At 38.9% G+C, this 18,098-nt stretch carries 19 protein-coding genes; 15 read left to right on the top strand and 4 right to left on the bottom strand.

Annotation, left to right across the window (positions count from 1 at the left end; genetic code table 11):
* Nucleotides 1-46 precede the first annotated feature (46 nt).
* Nucleotides 47-1,366 (top strand): diaminopimelate decarboxylase, encoded by a 1,320-nt coding sequence (lysA, locus tag NST66_RS21180; protein ID WP_340843686.1) that lies wholly within the window; start codon nucleotides 47-49, stop codon nucleotides 1,364-1,366.
* A gap of 47 nt (nucleotides 1,367-1,413) precedes the next feature.
* Here lysA and NST66_RS21175 read toward each other — a convergent pair whose 3' ends face one another.
* A complete protein-coding gene (locus tag NST66_RS21175) occupies nucleotides 1,414-2,289 on the bottom strand; it encodes a DUF1002 domain-containing protein (protein WP_014458307.1) in 876 nt (291 codons plus the stop codon).
* A 390-nt stretch (nucleotides 2,290-2,679) separates the two neighbouring features.
* Here NST66_RS21175 and NST66_RS21170 point away from each other — a divergent pair, with 390 nt between their 5' ends.
* Both NST66_RS21170 and NST66_RS21165 read left to right on the top strand, forming a co-directional pair.
* Nucleotides 2,680-3,114 (top strand): peptidylprolyl isomerase, encoded by a 435-nt coding sequence (locus NST66_RS21170; protein WP_013059064.1) that lies wholly within the window; start codon nucleotides 2,680-2,682, stop codon nucleotides 3,112-3,114.
* Between the two features lie 244 nt (nucleotides 3,115-3,358).
* Entirely contained in the window at nucleotides 3,359-3,712 is a 354-nt protein-coding gene (locus NST66_RS21165; protein ID WP_013059063.1) for a GNAT family N-acetyltransferase, read from the top strand.
* Nucleotides 3,713-3,787: 75 nt separating this feature from the next.
* Here NST66_RS21165 and NST66_RS21160 read toward each other — a convergent pair whose 3' ends face one another.
* On the bottom strand, nucleotides 3,788-4,309 hold the full coding sequence (locus NST66_RS21160) for a DUF309 domain-containing protein (RefSeq protein ID WP_014458309.1): 522 nt from the start codon (nucleotides 4,307-4,309) through the stop codon (nucleotides 3,788-3,790).
* A 132-nt stretch (nucleotides 4,310-4,441) separates the two neighbouring features.
* Nucleotides 4,442-4,540, bottom strand: a complete 99-nt coding sequence (locus NST66_RS21155; RefSeq protein WP_170836726.1) for a YjcZ family sporulation protein — start codon at nucleotides 4,538-4,540, stop codon at nucleotides 4,442-4,444.
* 198 nt (nucleotides 4,541-4,738) lie between these two features.
* On the opposite strand from NST66_RS21155, the gene NST66_RS21150 reads away from it, so the two are divergent.
* The 12 genes from NST66_RS21150 (at nucleotide 4,739) to NST66_RS21095 (ending at nucleotide 16,486) form a co-directional block, all read left to right on the top strand.
* Nucleotides 4,739-5,494: a segregation/condensation protein A gene (locus NST66_RS21150; protein ID WP_013059060.1), complete on the top strand. Its 756-nt coding sequence runs from the start codon at nucleotides 4,739-4,741 to the stop codon at nucleotides 5,492-5,494.
* A complete protein-coding gene (gene scpB, locus NST66_RS21145; RefSeq protein WP_048019796.1) occupies nucleotides 5,491-6,063 on the top strand; it encodes an SMC-Scp complex subunit ScpB in 573 nt (190 codons plus the stop codon). The genes NST66_RS21150 and scpB overlap by 4 nt, the downstream gene beginning before the upstream one ends.
* A gap of 117 nt (nucleotides 6,064-6,180) precedes the next feature.
* Nucleotides 6,181-7,329 (top strand): D-alanyl-D-alanine carboxypeptidase family protein, encoded by a 1,149-nt coding sequence (locus tag NST66_RS21140; protein WP_033579737.1) that lies wholly within the window; start codon nucleotides 6,181-6,183, stop codon nucleotides 7,327-7,329.
* A complete protein-coding gene (locus NST66_RS21135; RefSeq protein WP_013059057.1) occupies nucleotides 7,322-7,921 on the top strand; it encodes a nucleoside recognition domain-containing protein in 600 nt (199 codons plus the stop codon). The genes NST66_RS21140 and NST66_RS21135 overlap by 8 nt, the downstream gene beginning before the upstream one ends.
* A complete protein-coding gene (locus NST66_RS21130) occupies nucleotides 7,918-8,451 on the top strand; it encodes a spore maturation protein (protein WP_013084923.1) in 534 nt (177 codons plus the stop codon). Before NST66_RS21135 ends, NST66_RS21130 begins: the two co-directional genes overlap by 4 nt.
* A gap of 86 nt (nucleotides 8,452-8,537) precedes the next feature.
* Entirely contained in the window at nucleotides 8,538-9,263 is a 726-nt protein-coding gene (locus NST66_RS21125) for a pseudouridine synthase (RefSeq protein WP_028411537.1), read from the top strand.
* A 198-nt stretch (nucleotides 9,264-9,461) separates the two neighbouring features.
* Nucleotides 9,462-9,983: a thiol-disulfide oxidoreductase ResA gene (gene resA / locus NST66_RS21120; protein ID WP_028411536.1), complete on the top strand. Its 522-nt coding sequence runs from the start codon at nucleotides 9,462-9,464 to the stop codon at nucleotides 9,981-9,983.
* Between the two features lie 12 nt (nucleotides 9,984-9,995).
* A complete protein-coding gene (locus tag NST66_RS21115; protein ID WP_028411535.1) occupies nucleotides 9,996-11,618 on the top strand; it encodes a cytochrome c biogenesis protein ResB in 1,623 nt (540 codons plus the stop codon).
* Between the two features lie 11 nt (nucleotides 11,619-11,629).
* Nucleotides 11,630-12,808 (top strand): c-type cytochrome biogenesis protein CcsB, encoded by a 1,179-nt coding sequence (gene ccsB / locus NST66_RS21110; protein WP_099331267.1) that lies wholly within the window; start codon nucleotides 11,630-11,632, stop codon nucleotides 12,806-12,808.
* A 328-nt stretch (nucleotides 12,809-13,136) separates the two neighbouring features.
* Nucleotides 13,137-13,853, top strand: coding sequence for a response regulator transcription factor (locus NST66_RS21105; protein ID WP_013059051.1), 717 nt, complete (start codon nucleotides 13,137-13,139; stop codon nucleotides 13,851-13,853).
* Nucleotides 13,853-15,625, top strand: coding sequence for an ATP-binding protein (locus tag NST66_RS21100; protein ID WP_033579740.1), 1,773 nt, complete (start codon nucleotides 13,853-13,855; stop codon nucleotides 15,623-15,625). Before NST66_RS21105 ends, NST66_RS21100 begins: the two co-directional genes overlap by 1 nt.
* A gap of 171 nt (nucleotides 15,626-15,796) precedes the next feature.
* Nucleotides 15,797-16,486 (top strand): peptidoglycan DD-metalloendopeptidase family protein, encoded by a 690-nt coding sequence (locus tag NST66_RS21095; RefSeq protein ID WP_048019799.1) that lies wholly within the window; start codon nucleotides 15,797-15,799, stop codon nucleotides 16,484-16,486.
* A gap of 31 nt (nucleotides 16,487-16,517) precedes the next feature.
* On the opposite strand, the gene serA is transcribed toward NST66_RS21095, so the two are convergent.
* Nucleotides 16,518-18,092 carry a phosphoglycerate dehydrogenase gene (serA, locus tag NST66_RS21090; RefSeq protein ID WP_340843685.1) on the bottom strand — a complete coding sequence of 525 codons (1,575 nt, stop codon included), beginning with the start codon at nucleotides 18,090-18,092 and terminating at the stop codon, nucleotides 16,518-16,520.
* Nucleotides 18,093-18,098: the final 6 nt, after the last annotated feature.

The following is an 18,098-nucleotide window of genomic DNA, read 5'->3' as shown; positions in this document are numbered from 1 at the left end:
CCGTTAACTGTCTTTTTTACACTATACACAGGAACGGGGTCTAAACATGTTTTTACACGGAACAAGTCGCATAAATAAGCAGGGGCATCTGGAAATTGGTGGAGTTGATACGGTTGAATTAGCATCAAATTTTGGGACACCCCTTTACGTATATGACGTGGCTTTAATTCGGCAGCGTGCTAGAGGATTTAAAGAAACATTTGAAAAGCATGGGGTAAAAGCACAGGTCGCTTATGCAAGCAAAGCTTTTTCGACAATTGCAATGGTCCAAGTCGTTCATGAAGAAGGTCTTTCGTTAGACGTTGTTTCGGGGGGAGAACTGTATACGGCTTTAGCAGCTGACTTTCCAAAAGAACGGATTCATTTTCACGGAAACAATAAAAGCCGAGCAGAACTAGAAATGGCCGTCAAAGAAGATGTAGGATGCATTGTAGTTGATAATTTTTATGAAATTGCATTGCTTGAGGAAATAACGGAACAGTATCAAAAAAGGATGCCTGTTCTTCTCAGATTAACACCTGGAATTGAAGCTCATACACATGATTATATCTTGACAGGGCAAGAAGACTCGAAGTTTGGATTTGATCTTCAAAACGGTCAAGCAGACGAAGCTGTGCGTCTTGTGCAAAATAGCAAGGGGCTAGAACTTTTAGGCATTCACTGTCATATAGGATCGCAAATTTTTGAAACAACGGGATTTATTATGGCGACTCAAAAGCTTTTTGCAAAAATGAAAGAGTGGAAACAACGTATAAAATTTGTTCCGCAGGTATTAAATTTAGGCGGGGGTTTTGGCATTCGTTATACGGAAGAAGATCAGCCTATCCCTGTTTCTCAGTATGTGGAAGTTATTATAGAAGAGGTCAAAAAGCAGTCCAAACAGTTAGAAGTAGAAATTCCTGAAATTTGGATTGAGCCCGGGCGCTCTCTTGTAGGAGATGCTGGAACGACCCTGTATTCAATCGGTTCTCGTAAACACGTACCGAATGTACGTGAATATGTAGCGATTGATGGAGGCATGAACGACAATATTCGTCCCGCACTGTATCAAGCGAAATATGAAGCGGTCATTGCCAATCGAATGAATGATGAGAGTGATGAGCTCGTATCCATCGCAGGTAAGTGCTGCGAATCGGGGGATATGCTGATGTGGGATGTACATCTTCCAAAAGCAAACCCAGATGATTTATTAGCGATGTTTTGTACAGGCGCATACGGTTATTCTATGGCAAGTCACTATAACCGTTTGCCAAAGCCAGCTGTCGTGTTCGTAGAAGATGGAGAAGCACAGCTAGTCGTAAAACGCGAAACGTATGAAGACATTGTAAAAAATGACGTGAAATACAAAGTGACGGTAAAAAAGTAACGAGTGATTAACGTAAAAAAAGAGCCTCTTGTTCAAGAGGCTCTTTTTTATGAGAATAACGATTTAATAGCATCAATAATATCAACAAAGAATTGCTTTAATTTATCAAGAAATGATTGGCCTTCTTCTGACTGAAGAAATGTTGTTACTTTTTCCTTTGTCGCAGAAAGCTGGTCTTTTACTTGGTTCCAATCGATGTTCATATCTTTTAACCGATTGAAAAAGTCAACCAGTGTATTAAGCTCTGAATCTGTTAATTTAATACCTAAATCATCAGCCACGCGCTGAATTAACGTGCGTAAATCGTCCTTTGTTTGAGGGTTTTCTTTAGCAATTTCTTCTTTAATCGTTGCCATAAACTGCGCTGCTTTTTCTTTACCGATTTTTTCACCAAGTTCAGATGTTTGGACCATCTCTTCGTTGGCTGCTTTTTTTACTTCTTCTGGGATTTTTTGATCTGTTTGAACTTCATATGCTTTCATAATACCTGTTAAAGCGGCTGTACCAGATACTTCAAATGGAGCAGTAATCTGGATTTTTGCATCTTTAACGCCGGCGGTCATTAAAGCATTAATATACATGTCATCTGTAATACCATTAATATTTTGAGTTGATACGCTTAAACCAGAATCTTTTGAGCCAAGGGTAATACTAGAAGATGAAATAGCACGAGATCCAATAGTAGCCTTTGGAATAAAGTCACCTAAGTATTCATGCTCTTCTTGGTTTGTCACGGTTACTGTTTGAGCATTGCTTGGTGCATCAAGGTCATTTAATACCTGTTGCTTCTGAGAGCTGGTTAAGTCCTGACCTAATGTAATAATCACATCGCCCGGAGCAGCATCTGCAAAACTTTTTAAGGGTGCGGTTAGGAATAGAAGAAGACCTAATGTCACCATCATTGCTTTTATCGTTAATTTCAAACCTTTTTCCTCCTTTAATCCCATACTTGCCCTATTATAATACGGGCAGGTCTGAAGTAACAGAGTCAATTCATCATTTTCCCATAAATCAGTCTAGAGGCGTAGATTTCTATATAAAATGAAATCTATGTATCTCCATCACTGTATTAGACGGATGATACTATAAAAAGTTTCATCTCACAACTACTATTTTTTATTTAGAGCCCTACGATAAGAAAGTGAAAAAGTGCATTCATTGAATTCATGAGCTTGTTTGTAGTAGAATAGAGTGAGTTTATAAATGTAAGTGTTCTGCCTCTAGGTGGCATTTACAACTTTTACGTTTTGCCGCTTTGACGGGGGAAGATAGAGCCTGTAGCGGTACTAATACATATATTGGAGGTCATTTATATGAAAAAAGCAAGTATTTTAATGGAAAATGGTGAAAAAATTCTAATCGATTTATTTCCGAACGAAGCACCAGGAACAGTAGAAAACTTTGAAAAGTTAGCTAATGAAGGATTCTACAACGGCGTAACGTTCCACCGCGTTATCCCTGGATTTGTTTCTCAAGGAGGAGACCCAACTGGTACAGGTGCTGGCGGCCCTGGCTATTCAATTAAATGTGAAACAGAAGGAAACCCTCACAAACACGAAGCGGGTTCTCTATCAATGGCGCATGCTGGTAAAGACACAGGCGGCAGTCAGTTCTTTCTTGTTCATGAGCCACAGCCTCATTTGAACGGTGTTCACACTGTATTTGGAAAAGTAACAGAAGGACTTGATACAGTGTTGAAAATGAAAAATGGCGACGTAATGAAAGAAGTAAAAGTCTGGGAAGAATAAGAGCATACTGCTATAAATGGATATCAGCTAATAAAACGTCATAACAACCTTTTACAGGGGGTTACGGCGTTTTTTCTTCGCGCAACAGCTCAAAAAGCGTAATAGATTAGGTTTCTCATACACGCGTGACATATGACAAGCTTTTGTGTAATATTGCTATTTACTTATAAATTTTGTATGATAAAAGCAGTAAAAAACGCAGCGCATTAATTTGTAGGAAAGTTTGAGGACGAGGGAGAATCGTATGCTTATTCGCTATAAACGAAACTATGAAAAAATTGCCATGGGTCTTCTATCGTTTGTACCTACGGAAAAAGATTTAAAAAAACTTCAACAAACGATGAAAGAATATGAGCAAAACGAACATTGGCAGCTGTATCTTTGGAAGCAAGAAGAAGATATTATTGGAATTGTTGGCATTTCCATGCTCGATAAAAGTTTGATTGAGGTTCAACACGTCAGTGTAAACCCTTCACACCGCCAACAGGGCATTGGCAAAAAAATGATTAAAGCTCTTAAAGAAATGTATACGACTGCACAAATTAAGCCGAGTGAAATCATCGCTCCTTTTTATGAAAAGTGTCAGGCGGATGAATAAAGAAAAGCATGATTAGTTGAGGTGCGAAAGCGTCTTTCACATCCTAGTCATCATAAAACAACAGGTAGCTTCTAGCTACCTGTTGTTTTGTTTTGCCAATAAGTTCGCTTGTCTTTCCGCAATCACATCTGAACGATCTCGCGTGCTGTGACGATGAACAATCGCATCATTTTGCAGATTAGAAGCTGATAACCAGACAAGCTGTTTATCAGTGCTTCTTTGTTTGCAAGCTCGTAATAATGCTGGATCTTCAATAGGTAAGTTAATGCTTTTATATGGCTGATAGGTATCGATTAAAGCTAATTGTTTGCGAAGAAGTTTAAGCAGTGAAGGATAATTAAGTCCAAGCTGTGCAATATTTTCTTCTTCCTTCGTTAAAATTGCCAGCGCCTTTTGCATCGTTCTTTTGGCTCCCGCGAAATTTTGACGTCGATGATGATAGAGTGAAACAGCAATTTGAATAAGGCCAACCCAAATAATATTGCGGTGTCCTCTTTCGTCTTTTTTCCAGTGTTCTTCTAGCAGTTCATGGCATTCAAAGTAATCCCGGTCGCCATGAAAATGAACTAAATAATCAATATAGGCTTGTGAATACAATCTTGTTCCCTCCTGGTAAGACTCTATATGTAGTGTATCACAAAAATTAGCTATTCATCAGCGCTGTGCCTTTAAAGAGACAAACGTGCTCAAGGTATGGCGAACACGTTTGTTTTTATTCAATATGTGTGGTTAGAAGCGTAAGCAAGAACAACCAACAATAATTAATAAAATAAACAGTACAACAATTAAAGCGAAACCGCTACCGTATCCACAAGATTTTTCACCCATGCGAGTTCCTCCTTCAGCCATTTGAAAATGTTATTACCTTGACATCATATGTATGTTTAAACTTTTTGTATGGGCAAATGACCTATTTTTACGTTAATTTGTATTGGACATGTGTCTATAATCCTCTATACTAATGATAGTAACGTTATATAAAGCAGCAGAAATGATAAGCAATTGAAAAGTGTTGGTGAGATAAAAGTGGAGTACAGTGTAAAAGTAGATGCGTTTGAAGGACCTTTAGATCTTCTTCTGCATTTGATTAACCGATTTGAAATTGATATTTACGATATCCCAGTAGCGACAATTACTGAGCAATATATGATGTTTATACATACAATGAATGAGCTTCAGCTAGATGTTGCCAGTGAGTATCTAGTCATGGCAGCAACTTTGCTTCAAATTAAAAGTAAAATGCTTCTGCCTACGTATGAAGAAGATATGGATGAAATTGAAATGGTCGATGAAGAAGATCCCCGTGAAGAATTGATGCAGCGCTTAATTGAATATCGAAAGTTTAAAGAAGCGGCAGTAGAGCTTCAAAAGCTGGAAGAAGACCAAAGTCATGTGTATACAAAACCTCCAAGTAATGTGCAAATAAATGCAGAAGAACGTACGCAGCCTCAGGACGAAGGGTTGGATATATCACTGTATGATATGCTAAGTGCTTTTCAAAAGTTAATGAAACGAAAGCAAAACAAAAAGCCTATGCAGACGAAAATAGCAAGACAAGATATTCCAATTGACAAGCGCATGAGTGAAATTGTGAATGAATTAAAAGCCTTTAAAGGGAAAAAAAGTTTTTATCAGCTGTTTCCTTATCAAGAGCGTGATCATATTGTTGTAACGTTTTTAGCTGTGCTGGAATTAATGAAAGAAAATGAAATCGTTGTGGAACAGCAGCACAATCTAGACGAGCTTTATGTATCGTATCGAGAAAGGAATGAAGAGGAATGACAACGAATAATTTACAGGCTATTATTGAGAGCTTACTTTTTGTTTCTGGTGATGAAGGTCTGTCTATTAGCCGGTTAGCTGAGATTATAGAAAAGCCTCATGAAGACATTCAAGGTGCTTTGGAAAGCTTAGAGCAAGAGTGTAAGTTCAGAGGAGTTACACTTGTTGAAATAGGCGGGGCCTATCAGCTTGTTACAAAAAAAGAGCATGCACCATATATTGAGAAGCTCGTAGAAGCTCCTGCTAATCAATCATTGTCACAAGCAGCGCTTGAAACGTTAGCTATTGTAGCGTATAAGCAGCCAATTACAAGAGCTGAAATCGAAGAGATTCGCGGAGTGAAAACGGAAAGACCTCTTCAAACTTTAATTGGAAAGGTTTTGTTAAAAGAAGTGGGACGAGCGGAAGGCGCAGGGCGTGCGATCTTATACGGAACGACAAAAGAATTTTTAGGCTATTTTGGGCTTAAAAGTATCGAAGAGCTGCCGCCGCTTCCAGAAGATTTGTTACAAGAAGGAACCGATCAAGAGGCAGATTTATTTTTTCAATCGTTTCAAGAAATGAAGTGAAACCGTAAAAGAACATAGAGTTTTTCTATGTTCTTTTTTGTATGGACAAATCTTTTCATTCATAACCAAAAAAGACGAGCATAAACTTGTACAAACAGGTAGAGGGACGGGGATGACATGAAAAGAAGCAAAAAAAGTATCATCTATCTATTTATTGTATTGCTATGTCTCAGCGGTTGGCCTTCCGTATCATCTGCAGCAGGGAGTGTAAGTGCTCATAGTGCTATTTTGATGGAACAGAAGTCAGGAAGAGTGTTATACGCTAAAAATGCAGATCAAGTTAGCCGAATTGCTAGCATCACAAAAATTATGACAGCAATACTGGCGATTGAATCTGGCAAAATAAATAAAAAAGTTACCGTTAGCCACAACGCAGTTGGCGTTGAAGGTTCTTCTGTGTATTTAGTTGAAGGTGAAAAAATAAAATTAAAAGATTTAGTGTATGGCTTGATGCTTCGCTCAGGTAATGATGCTGCTGTAGCTATCGCAGAAGCCGTTGGAGGAAGCGAAGATGGATTTGTTTATTTGATGAATAAAAAAGCAGAAGAAATTGGCATGACGAATACAACATTTCAAAATCCGCATGGATTAGACGATCATGAAAATCATCGCTCAACAGCGCACGATATGGCTCTGCTTATGCGCTATGCAATGAATAATAAAATTTTCAAAGAGATTTCAGGAACAAAAGTCTATCGAATGAAGCACCCTGAAGAGAAATGGGATCGAGTGTGGAAAAACAAAAATAAACTGCTGACAACACTATATGCATACTGTACTGGCGGAAAAACAGGATATACAAAATTAGCAAAACGAACGCTTGTGACAACTGCTACAAAAGATGGAATGGATTTAATCGCCGTAACGATTAATGCGCCAGATGATTGGAACGATCACATTTCCATGTATGAAAATGCATTTGATAAATATGATATGACCAGTTTAGCTGCAAAAGGCGAATTGGCAGATATAAAAGATTCTTTCTATAAAGATCAGTTGTATATTAAACGAAATGTCGTCTATCCTCTTACAAAGAAAGAACAGAGCTCTGTAGAAGTGAAAACAACGTTAATTCAGCCTAAAAAGCAGTGGGAAGAAACAGGGAAAGTTCCCAATGTTGTAGGGAAGCTCGATATTTATAGAAGTGGAGAAACGATTGACAGTGTTCCTATTTATTTCGAAAAGCAGGCCGAGCAGCAAGAAGGTTTCTTTAATCGAGTGAAGCGATTAATGTTTATTCAGTCTGGAGCCAAAACAGATGGTTAATATTATTTGGATGCTGCTGACCATTATCGGAATTGTTTTTGCAATTATAAATGGGAAAATTGGTGATGTAAACAAAGCAATTTTTCAAGGAGCAGGCGAAGCGGTGACCATCAGCATTGGATTAATCAGCGTGCTGGTCTTTTGGTTAGGTATGATGAATATTGCTCAAAGTGCAGGGCTTCTCGACAAGTTAGCGAAACTATTTCGACCCATTATTACTAGACTTTTCCCTGATGTTCCAAAAGATCATCCGGCCTTAGGATACATATTGTCCAATATGATGGCGAATATGTTTGGGCTGGGAAATGCGGCAACTCCTCTTGGTATTAAAGCGATGGAGCAGCTTAAAAAACTGAACGGCGACAGAGACGAAGCAAGCCGTTCTATGATCACACTTTTAGCACTTAACACAACCAGTTTAACGCTTATACCGACCACAGTTATTGCCATTCGAATTACGTATAACTCGGCTAATCCTACTGAAATTGTGGGTACTACGCTTTTAGCAACTGTTGTAGCTACGATAGGAGCTATCATCATCGATCGCTTCTTTTATTATCGACGTACGCGAAAAGGAGGAAAACGAAAATGACGATGCTTAATCAAGTATCATTGATGTTTATTCCTCTTATCGTAGGCTGTATTTTACTTTATGGAACCTACAAAAAAATTCCTACGTATGAAAAGTTTGTAGAGGGAGGGAAAGACGGATTACAAATTGCTTTTTCCATCATTCCTTACTTAGTCGGCATGTTAGTGAGCATCTCTATTTTTCGAGCTTCAGGAGCCCTTGATTTTTTCTTATCTGTTTTAAAACCTATGCTGCAAGCAGTCGGCGTTCCGGCTGAAATTGTACCTTTAGCTCTTATTAAACCGATATCTGGAACGGCTGCCCTTGGTATCACAACGGATCTAATTTCTACATATGGACCTGATTCTTTTATCGGTCGTTTGGCATCGACCATGCAGGGAAGTACAGATACCACGTTTTATATTTTAACGGTTTATTTCGGAGCGGTTGGCATTAAAAAAATGGGAGATGCGCTGAAGGTTGGTTTACTGGCGGATTTGGTAGGGATTATTGCCTCAGTTGTGATCGTAATCCTTGTATTTGGCCGGTAAGAAATCGAAAATTCTACCTCTGTGTGGCAAATAGACTTGTGTATTACTTCGTAAACAAGTAAGATGTTACAAGAGGTGAAGTGTTAATGGAACGATTACAAAAAGTGATTGCTCACGCAGGTGTAGCATCAAGACGTAAAGCTGAAGAATTAATCGGCCAAGGCCGAGTGAAAGTAAATGGAAAAGTTGTAAAAGAATTGGGCACGAAAGTAGGTCCTAACGATAAAATTGAAGTAGACGAAGTGCCGGTAGAAAGCGAAGCGCCCGTTTATTTTATGCTATACAAACCAAGAGGCGTGATTTCAGCTGCTAACGACGACAAAGGAAGAAAAACAGTCGTTGACTTCTTTCCGCATGTAGAAGAAAGAATTTACCCGATTGGACGTCTGGACTATGATACGTCGGGTTTACTTCTTTTAACAAATGATGGTGAATTTGCTAATCAGCTAATGCACCCGAAATTTGAAGTGGATAAAGTGTATGTGGCTAAAATTAAAGGAATCCCAAGTCGTGAAAGCATCAGACAGCTGCAGCGCGGAGTGATGCTTGAAGACGGAAAAACAGCACCAGCTCGTGCAAAAGTTCTTTCCATTGATAAAAGCAAGCAGACGGCGATCGTAGAACTGACGATTCACGAAGGGAAAAACCGTCAAGTACGTCGCATGTTCGATGCAATCGGACATTCTGTATTAAAGTTAAAACGTGAGCGCTACGGACCTTTAGACTTACGCGGATTAAATGCAGGAGAAGCACGCGAGCTTACGGCTCATGAAGTCAAACAATTATATTCAATGTCTCAAACAGGTAAGTAATTTTCACTTACCTGTTTTTTTTATGAAAAATGTCGTGAATTAGAAAATCAAGCAAGGTTTTTTGAAAAAATGTCGAACTTGTAGAATGAGAGGAAGACTTCACAGAAACGTCGAAATATTATCGGAAAGCCACTACCAAAAAAATGATATAATGGTAGAAAAAAAGCGTATTGAAAGCGGTTAAAAGGAGTTCGTGCTATGAAAAAAAAGCGCTTGATTATTCGAACAGTTATATTAGCAGTTTTACTGTGCGCGGTTGGATATACCCTTTATGCTCAATTTTTTGCTGATAAACAAAAGGTATCGGTAGGAGATGAGGCACCTGACTTTATATTAAGAGATATTAATGGAGAAACTCATCAGCTATCAGATTACAAAGGCAAAGGAGTTTTTTTGAATTTTTGGGGAACATGGTGCAAGCCCTGTAAACAAGAGATGCCGGCGATGGAAAAGCAGTATGCAGCATATAAAAAGCAAGGCGTTGAAATTTTAGCTGTTAACGTTGCAGAAACGAATATAGCGGTAGAGCAGTTTGCTAAACAGTATGGGCTATCTTTTCCAATTTTGATGGATAAAGATTCACAAGTGTTGGGTGCGTACGGGATAGATCCTCTTCCGACTACGTTTTTAATTGATAAAAACGGAAAGATTGTAGACAGCTTTATTGGCGGATTAGAAGAATCTAAAATAAAAGAATATATGGAAGAAATTAAACCATAGGGAGTGTTGACAATGAAACACGTAAAATGTGAATGTGGACACGTTAACCCGCATGGTACGATTTTGTGTGAAGCCTGTGGTAAACCAATTGCAGAAGAAACAACTGAAAAATTAGTAGATATGCGTTATGAAGGAAGCGCAAGGCGATCGCAAACGTACAATAAAACAGTTATCGATAAAATATGGAATTTTTTCTCTTCTGTAAAGGTAGGCATTTGGATCATTATTGTGACGCTTGTTGCGTCTGCAGTCGGAACCATTTATCCTCAAGAAGCTTACATACCTCCTAATGTGACAGCAGGTGAGTATTATCAAAAGGAATATGGATGGACAGGAGAGCTTTATTATAAGTTAGGTTTTCATCATCTCTATGAATCGTGGTGGTACTTGCTTTTAATTGCTGCTTTAGGAATGTCGTTAGTCATTTGCAGTTTAGATCGAGTAGTGCCTTTGTACCGAGCTCTAAAAAAGCAGAGTGTAACAAAACATCCAAACTTCTTAAAGAGACAGCGTTTATACAGCACTTCATCATCGTGGACGGATCAAGATTATGAACATGTAAAAAGCATGCTGAAAAAAAGAAGATACTCTATTCGCGAAGAAAAGGGCAATCTGCTGGCTGAAAAAGGACGCTTCTCAAGATGGGGTCCATACGTTAATCATATCGGTCTCATTATCTTTTTACTAGGTGCTATGCTTAGATTTGTACCAGGTATGTATATAGATGAAGTTCTTTGGATCCGTGAAGGTGAAACAAAAGTTATTCCTGGGACGAACGGAGAGTATTTTTTGAAAAACCATCGTTTTACTGTGGAAACGTATGATAAAGATAGCGAAAGCGCCGTGTTTCAAGAAGCAATTGATCGTGCAGGGAATAATAAAGTAGCCAAAAAATATGAAGCGGATGTTAGTCTGTATAAGCGCGAAGGAAAGCTTATACCGGGAGCAGATCCAAAGCTAAAGAAAATAAAAGATTCAGAGATTCGTGTGAATCAGCCGCTTAAGTTTGAAGGATATGCCATGTACCAAGTGGACTTCAAGTTAAATGAGTTTAGCTCTATGTCTTTCCATTTAACAGATAAAAATGCAAATAAAAACGTTGGTTCACTTACAGTAGATTTACATAATCCAAAAGCAACATATGATTTAAAAAACGGATATAAAGTCAAGCTCATGAGCTACTTTCCAGACTTTTTCTTTGATGATGAAGGAAACCCAAATACAAAAACAAGAGTGCCTAACAACCCGGCTTTTGTATTTAAAATGATTACGCCTCAGCATAAAAAAGGCGAAGTTGCTTTTGTTGGAATTAGAGAGAACTTGGAACCGCTAGGAAATAACGATTATAAAATGACCTTTGCTGGTGTGGAAACGAAAAATGTAACGGGATTAACCGTTCGCAGAGACTATACGCTTTGGTTTTTAGGGATTGGCGGAGCCATCTTTATGATTGGTGTGATTCAAGGGATGTATTGGAATCATCGCCGCATGTGGATTCAAAAAGTCAATAATGAGATATGGTTGGCCGCACATACAAATAAAAACTGGTATGGTCTTAAAAAAGAATTAAATGGTTTATTAGAATCCACATCCCTCACACAGCTGAAGGACCAAAATGATAAAGAAACAAAATAGGAGGAAAAAGCATGGATTACGCGAGTATAAGTAGTAATTTACTGTATGTGGCGTTTATTGCTTATTTAGTTGCAACCTTTTTTTTCGGAGGAGCTATTCGAGATAAGCGAGCAGCTCAAAAGAAAACAAAGTGGGCAACGTTTGGAATTGCGGTTACCATCATCGGTTTTATTGCACAGATTGGCTATTTCATTACAAGATGGATTGCATCAGGCCACGCTCCTGTTAGTAATTTATTTGAATTTACGACGTTTTTTGGCATGATGCTTGTTGGCGCATTTATTGTTATTTACTTTATTTATCGTCTTAGCATGCTTGGACTTTTTGCCTTGCCGGTGGCTCTTTTAATCATTGCTTATGCAAGCATGTTTCCAACTGAAATTACGCCGCTGATACCAGCTCTCCAGACGAATTGGCTGCATATTCACGTTACAACCGCAGCTACGGGTGAAGCCGTGCTTTCCATTAGCTTTGTTGCAGGATTGATTTATTTAATCAAAACAATTGATCAATCCAAGCGAAATAAAAAAGCATTTTGGCTGGAATTCATCCTGTATACGCTTATTAGTACGCTTGGGTTTGTAGCGGTGACGCTGGCTTTTAATGCGGCTCACTACGAGTCATCATTTAATTGGGTTAATAAAAGTGGCGAACAAGAGCAAGTCGTATATCATATGGTTCCGCTAGTGGGGCCTCATCAAAGTGAGTGGACAGACGGGAACGACATAAAGCCGCTTGTTGATATGCCAGCTATTATCAATGCTAAAAAATTAAATACAGTTATTTGGTCGTTAGCCGGTGGGTTTGTCTTATATTGGCTGATTCGTCTTATTTTACGGAAGCGAATTGGAGCCGCACTGCAGCCGCTTGTGAAGCAGGTAAACAGCGACTTGCTTGATGAAGTAAGCTACAGAGCAGTGGCGATTGGATTTCCTATTTTTACATTAGGAGCACTTATTTTCGCTATGATTTGGGCTCAGATGGCCTGGACGCGCTTTTGGGGATGGGACCCCAAAGAGGTGTGGGCGCTGATCACCTTTTTATTTTATGCCGCTTTTCTTCATCTTCGGCTGTCTAAAGGATGGCACGGTGAAAAATCAGCTTGGCTGGCAGTTGGCGGATTTGCCATCATCATGTTCAACTTAGTGGCCGTGAACCTAGTTATTGCAGGTTTACATTCATATGCGTAACCTTTAAAAATAGAATAGAGGCTGAAATAAAGATATTTTAGTTGAAGAAGATCCGAACGATGAGTTGAGATTCTTGATGGAGAATCACATTTGTTCGGATTTTTTTATTTGCATGGTGAACGGAGGCTTCATATATGTAGTTGCTTCTAGCTCCTGTATTTTATTTGTCCATCTGTAGATTGGATGGATTTCGATATGTCTCAACCTCTTTTTTGAGGAAAAAAGCTATTTTTCATAAAGGTGTTCACGAATTGTCACATTGTTTGGGTAACATAAGTAGAACTCGCCGGTTTTTTTTTGTACACTAAGACTAGGAGGTTGAAAATACATGCAAAACGAACAAAGATTACTGCTAGTAGACGATGAAGATCGCATTAGACGATTGTTAAAAATGTACTTAGAAAAAGAAGGATACATCATTGAAGAAGCAGCCGACGGGCATGAAGCAATCGAAAAAGCGTTACACATAGATTATGATTTGATTGTATTAGATTTAATGATGCCTGGCATAGACGGTATTGAGGTCTGTAAACAAATTCGCGAGAAAAAAGCAACTCCTATTATCATGCTTACAGCTAAAGGTGAAGAAGTAAACAGGGTCCAAGGGTTTGAAGTAGGTACAGATGATTACATCGTTAAGCCGTTTAGCCCAAGAGAAGTGGTTCTTCGCGTAAAAGCACTGCTTCGACGTTCTTCTCAAGCAACGTTTATTCAGCCAGAAACGAGCGTGAAAAACCTCATTGTCTTTGATCACTTAACGATTGATAATGATGCACATCGCGTTACAGCAGACGGAAAAGAAGTTAACTTAACTCCAAAAGAATATGAATTATTATGCTACCTTGCAAAAACGCCAGATAAAGTATACGACAGAGAGCAGCTGCTGCGTGAAGTGTGGCATTATGATTTCTTTGGAGATCTTCGTACGGTAGATACGCACGTCAAGCGTTTGCGTGAAAAGTTAAATCGCGTATCGTCACAAGCGGCGAAAATGATCGTAACCGTTTGGGGAGTAGGGTATAAATTTGAGGTTGAAAATAACTGATGTTTTGGAGAAGTGTAGTTGGTAAACTATGGTTTACTATCCTATTGCTCGTTACGCTTGTTTTATTTATTTTGACCATTTTACTGCTTCAGTTTTTTGAAAATTATCATGTTGTAGACGCAGAAAACCGTTTAACTAAAACGGCTGCTAAAATCTCTACCATTGTGCAGGAAACAGAGGATGAAAAGCTAGGACTATCCATTGCTCGTGAACTTGCAGATCAAGCAAGTGTAGTTATTGTTCAAGATAAAGATTTCTATTGGCATTCCACACATCCTGATAAAGAAAATAAGAAAGCTATTTCGGCCATTGTTAAACAAAACGATCAGCTAAATCAAGTGGTTGAAAAAGGTAAAGTAATACGGGAAAAAATGTACATGACCACAAAGAAAGACACGAGTGATGAGCCTTTAATGTTTGTTGTCGGTGTACCTTTAATGAAAGATAATAAACCGACAGGCGGCGTTTATCTGTATCAATCTCTTTCTGAAATTGAAGAGCCCGCTCAATATACGACTAAGTTCATTTTATTGGCTGCAGGTATTGCTATTATTTTAACTACTATCTTTGCTTTTTTCTTATCCACTCGAATTACAGCACCTCTTAGAAAAATGAGGCAGGCGGCATTTGAAGTAACAAAAGGGAACTTTGATACAAAAGTACCTATTTTAACTCACGATGAAATTGGAGAGTTAGCGATTGCTTTTAATCAAATGGGCAGGCAGTTAAAGTTTAATCTCAATGCGCTCAATCAGGAAAAAGAACAGCTTTCAAGTATTTTAAGCAGTATGGCAGACGGTGTTATTACGTTTAGTAGAGACGGATCGATTTTAATTACCAATCCCCCAGCGGAGCATTTTCTTCAGACTTGGTATTACGAGCAGGATGTGAACAACCAGCAGGTGCCTGAGCTTCCAGCAAACGTCGTGCATTTGTTTCAAACGGTAGTAGAGACTGAAACGGAGCGAAGTGCAGAGTTGAAAATTCAAGGGAAAACGTGGGTCATTTTAATGTCACCGCTCTATAATCAAACGAAAATCCGCGGTGCTGTAGCTGTACTGCGAGACATGTCTGAAGAGCGTAAACTTGATAAATCAAGAAAAGATTTTATTGCAAACGTGTCTCATGAATTGCGTACACCTATTTCTATGCTTCAAGGTTATAGTGAAGCTATTATTGACGATATTGCAAGTACGGATGAAGAAAAGAAAGAAATTGCACAGGTGATTTATGATGAATCACTCCGTATGGGCCGGCTTGTAAATGAACTTTTAGATTTAGCGCGAATGGAAGCGGGACATGTGCAGCTTCACTTAGAATCTGTAGCAATGGTTGAATTTACAGAACGTGTTTTGCGCAAGTTTCAAGGGTTAGCTAAAGAAAAACATATTAAACTGTCTCTTAATGGAAAAATAGAAGATGAATTTGAAGCGATGATTGATTCAGACCGTATGGAACAAGTGCTGACAAACTTAATTGATAATGCCATTCGTCATACGGATGACTACGGAGAAGTAAAGCTGCATCTTGATAAAAGTCAATCCGAAATCCATCTTTCTGTTCAAGATACAGGAGCAGGGATTCCAAAAGAAGATCTTCCGTTTGTATTTGAGCGATTTTATAAAGCTGATAAAGCCAGAACGAGAGGAAAGTCAGGAACTGGTCTTGGGCTTGCGATCGCTAAAAATATCGTGGAGGCACATCAAGGGATTATTGCAGTTGAAAGTGAATTAAATGAAGGAACAACTTTCTTTATCAAACTGCCAAAGTAAACACATGCTAAATAACAGTTTGTCTTCGGCTGAAATAATAAGAATAGCAAAGAGATGTGATTCATTGGAGAATCACATCTCTTTATTTTTTCTATAAACAAGTCTAAAAGAGAAGGAATTGGCATATAGTATGTTTTGTGTGCAATGATCTACATAGGAGGTTCTTTCTTCATGATTGACGTGTTAAGAAGAATATTGGTTGTATTAGTGATGGGATTGTGTATAGGTCTTTTATTTTTGGGCGGGCAAATGGTAAAGGCAGAAGAGAAGCAGTGGGAGTGGCCGGTTGAAGGAGTCTTAACTGATATATTTGGTTCTCGTCACGCCAAACACTTTGGAATCGATATAGCAGCACCTGTTGGTACACAGGTGTATGCTGTTGCAAAAGGAGTGGTAAGCCGCTCTTATTATTCAAATACATACGGGCAAGTTGTTTTTATCAAACAAACGAATGGATACGAAACGGTCTATGCTCATCTAGAGAAACGACTTGTTGCAGAAGGAAATTCTGTAGCCCCAGGTCAAAACATTGGATGGGTTGGCAATACAGGACGATCTTCAGGTGCACATTTGCATTTTGAAGTTCATCAAGGAAGTTGGAATCCGGATAAAACCAATGCGGTAAACCCACTCGCCAAATTGGACAAGCAAAAACTATCGGCATACGTAAAAAACGATTTAGCTGCCACGGTTTTTCAGCAGTTACATCAGGCTTCTGATAACTGTATTCTTATCCATCAAGGAGATACATTATCTGAACTTGCGGCCAAATATGAAGTCGATGTGGAGCAGCTAAGAAAGTGGAATCATTTAGAGAACACCGCTTTAAATGCAGGACAAGTGTTAAAAATAAGTCCATAAAAAAAGAGCCGCTAAGGCTCTTTTTTCAATGTCACAACTCAATGCGCTGTATGGTCACAATTTCGCTTGTTTGTTTTAATGAAGTGATGACAGAATCATCTAAAAGTTTATCAAACGTGAGCATCATAATGGCTTCTCCGCCTTTTTGCTTACGGCCCACTTGCATGGTAGCAATGTTAATACGTAAATCTCCAAGTACTTTCCCTACATTTCCAATAACTCCGGGCTGATCACTGTGACGGATATAAAGAAGATGTCCTTCTGGATAAAAATCAATATCAAACGAATCAATATTAACAATTCGAGGTCCATATCCTGCTATATAAGTGCCCGTAATCGTAAATATACGCTGTTCGCCTGTTACTGTAACGTCAATTATATTAGAATATCCTTGCGTATCTTCCGATGTTTTTTCACCAAATGTAATTCCTCGTTCTTTGGCAATCATAGAAGCATTGACTTCGTTAACAGGTGAGTCAATACGATGGGTTAAAAAGCCTGATAACAAGCTCCGTGTAATATAAGTGGTTTCTAAATCCGTCACTGTACCTCCGTAGGAGATCGAGATATGCTGAACGGGTTCTCGCATGCATTGAGATAAAATAGCTCCCATTTGTTTAGTAAGGCTCGTAAACGGCTGAATTTTTTCAAAAACTTCTTTAGAAAGCGTTGGTAAATTAATGGATGAACTTACAGGATTACCTTCTAGAAAACGCAGAACGTCATGTGCCACGTCTTCAGCAACGTTAAGCTGGGCTTCTTTTGTAGAAGCTCCTAAATGGGGAGTTGTAATAACTTGATCAAAATGTAACAAAGGGTTATCAATCGGCGGTTCAACTTCAAATACGTCAATAGCTGCACCTTGAACATGGCCAATTTCTAAATAATGAACTAAGGCTTTTTCATCAATGATCCCGCCGCGTGCGCAGTTTAATAAAAATACACCCTTCTTTGTTTTGGCTAATGTTTCATGATTGAGCAATCCCTTGGTTTCTTTCGTAAGCGGAGTGTGTACGGTAATTACATCCGCTGCTGCTAGTAATTCATCCAGGGATAATAGTTCTACGCCTAGCTTTTCAGCTCGGGAAGAGGTTAAAAAAGGATCGTAAACGTGAACGCTCATATTGAAGGCTTTTGCGCGTTTAGCAAGCTCTGAGCCAATTCGTCCAAATCCGATAATGCCCAGGTGTTTGCGATTAAGCTCTGTTCCAACAAATGCTGAGCGGTTCCATTCGCGCGCTTTGACTGAAGCATTTCCTTGGGGGATATGCCGAAACAAGCTAGCCATCATAGCAAATGTATGTTCCGCCGTTGAAATGGTATTTCCGTTCGGCGCGTTAATAACGACAACCCCTCGTTTGGTTGAGGCTTCAATATCAATATTATCGACACCTACTCCAGCGCGAGCAACAATTTTTAAATTCGGCATTTTTGCCAGCAAATCCTCTGTAACCGTCGTAGCACTCCGTACTAAAAGCGCATCGTACGTATGCAAATCATTCTCAACTTCTTCAACTTTTTTTCGCGTAAGATTCACATGAGGAGCTTCAAGTAGTGGAGCAAGACCTTCATTGCTAATTGAATCAGCTACTAATACGTTATACATGACGTG

The sequence above is a fragment of the Priestia sp. FSL W8-0524 genome (assembly GCF_038005965.1).
Taxonomy (GTDB): Bacteria; Bacillota; Bacilli; order Bacillales; family Bacillaceae_H; genus Priestia; species Priestia zanthoxyli.
Note: the sequence above shows the minus strand (reverse complement) of the source record. Positions and strands in the feature narration are given on the sequence as shown.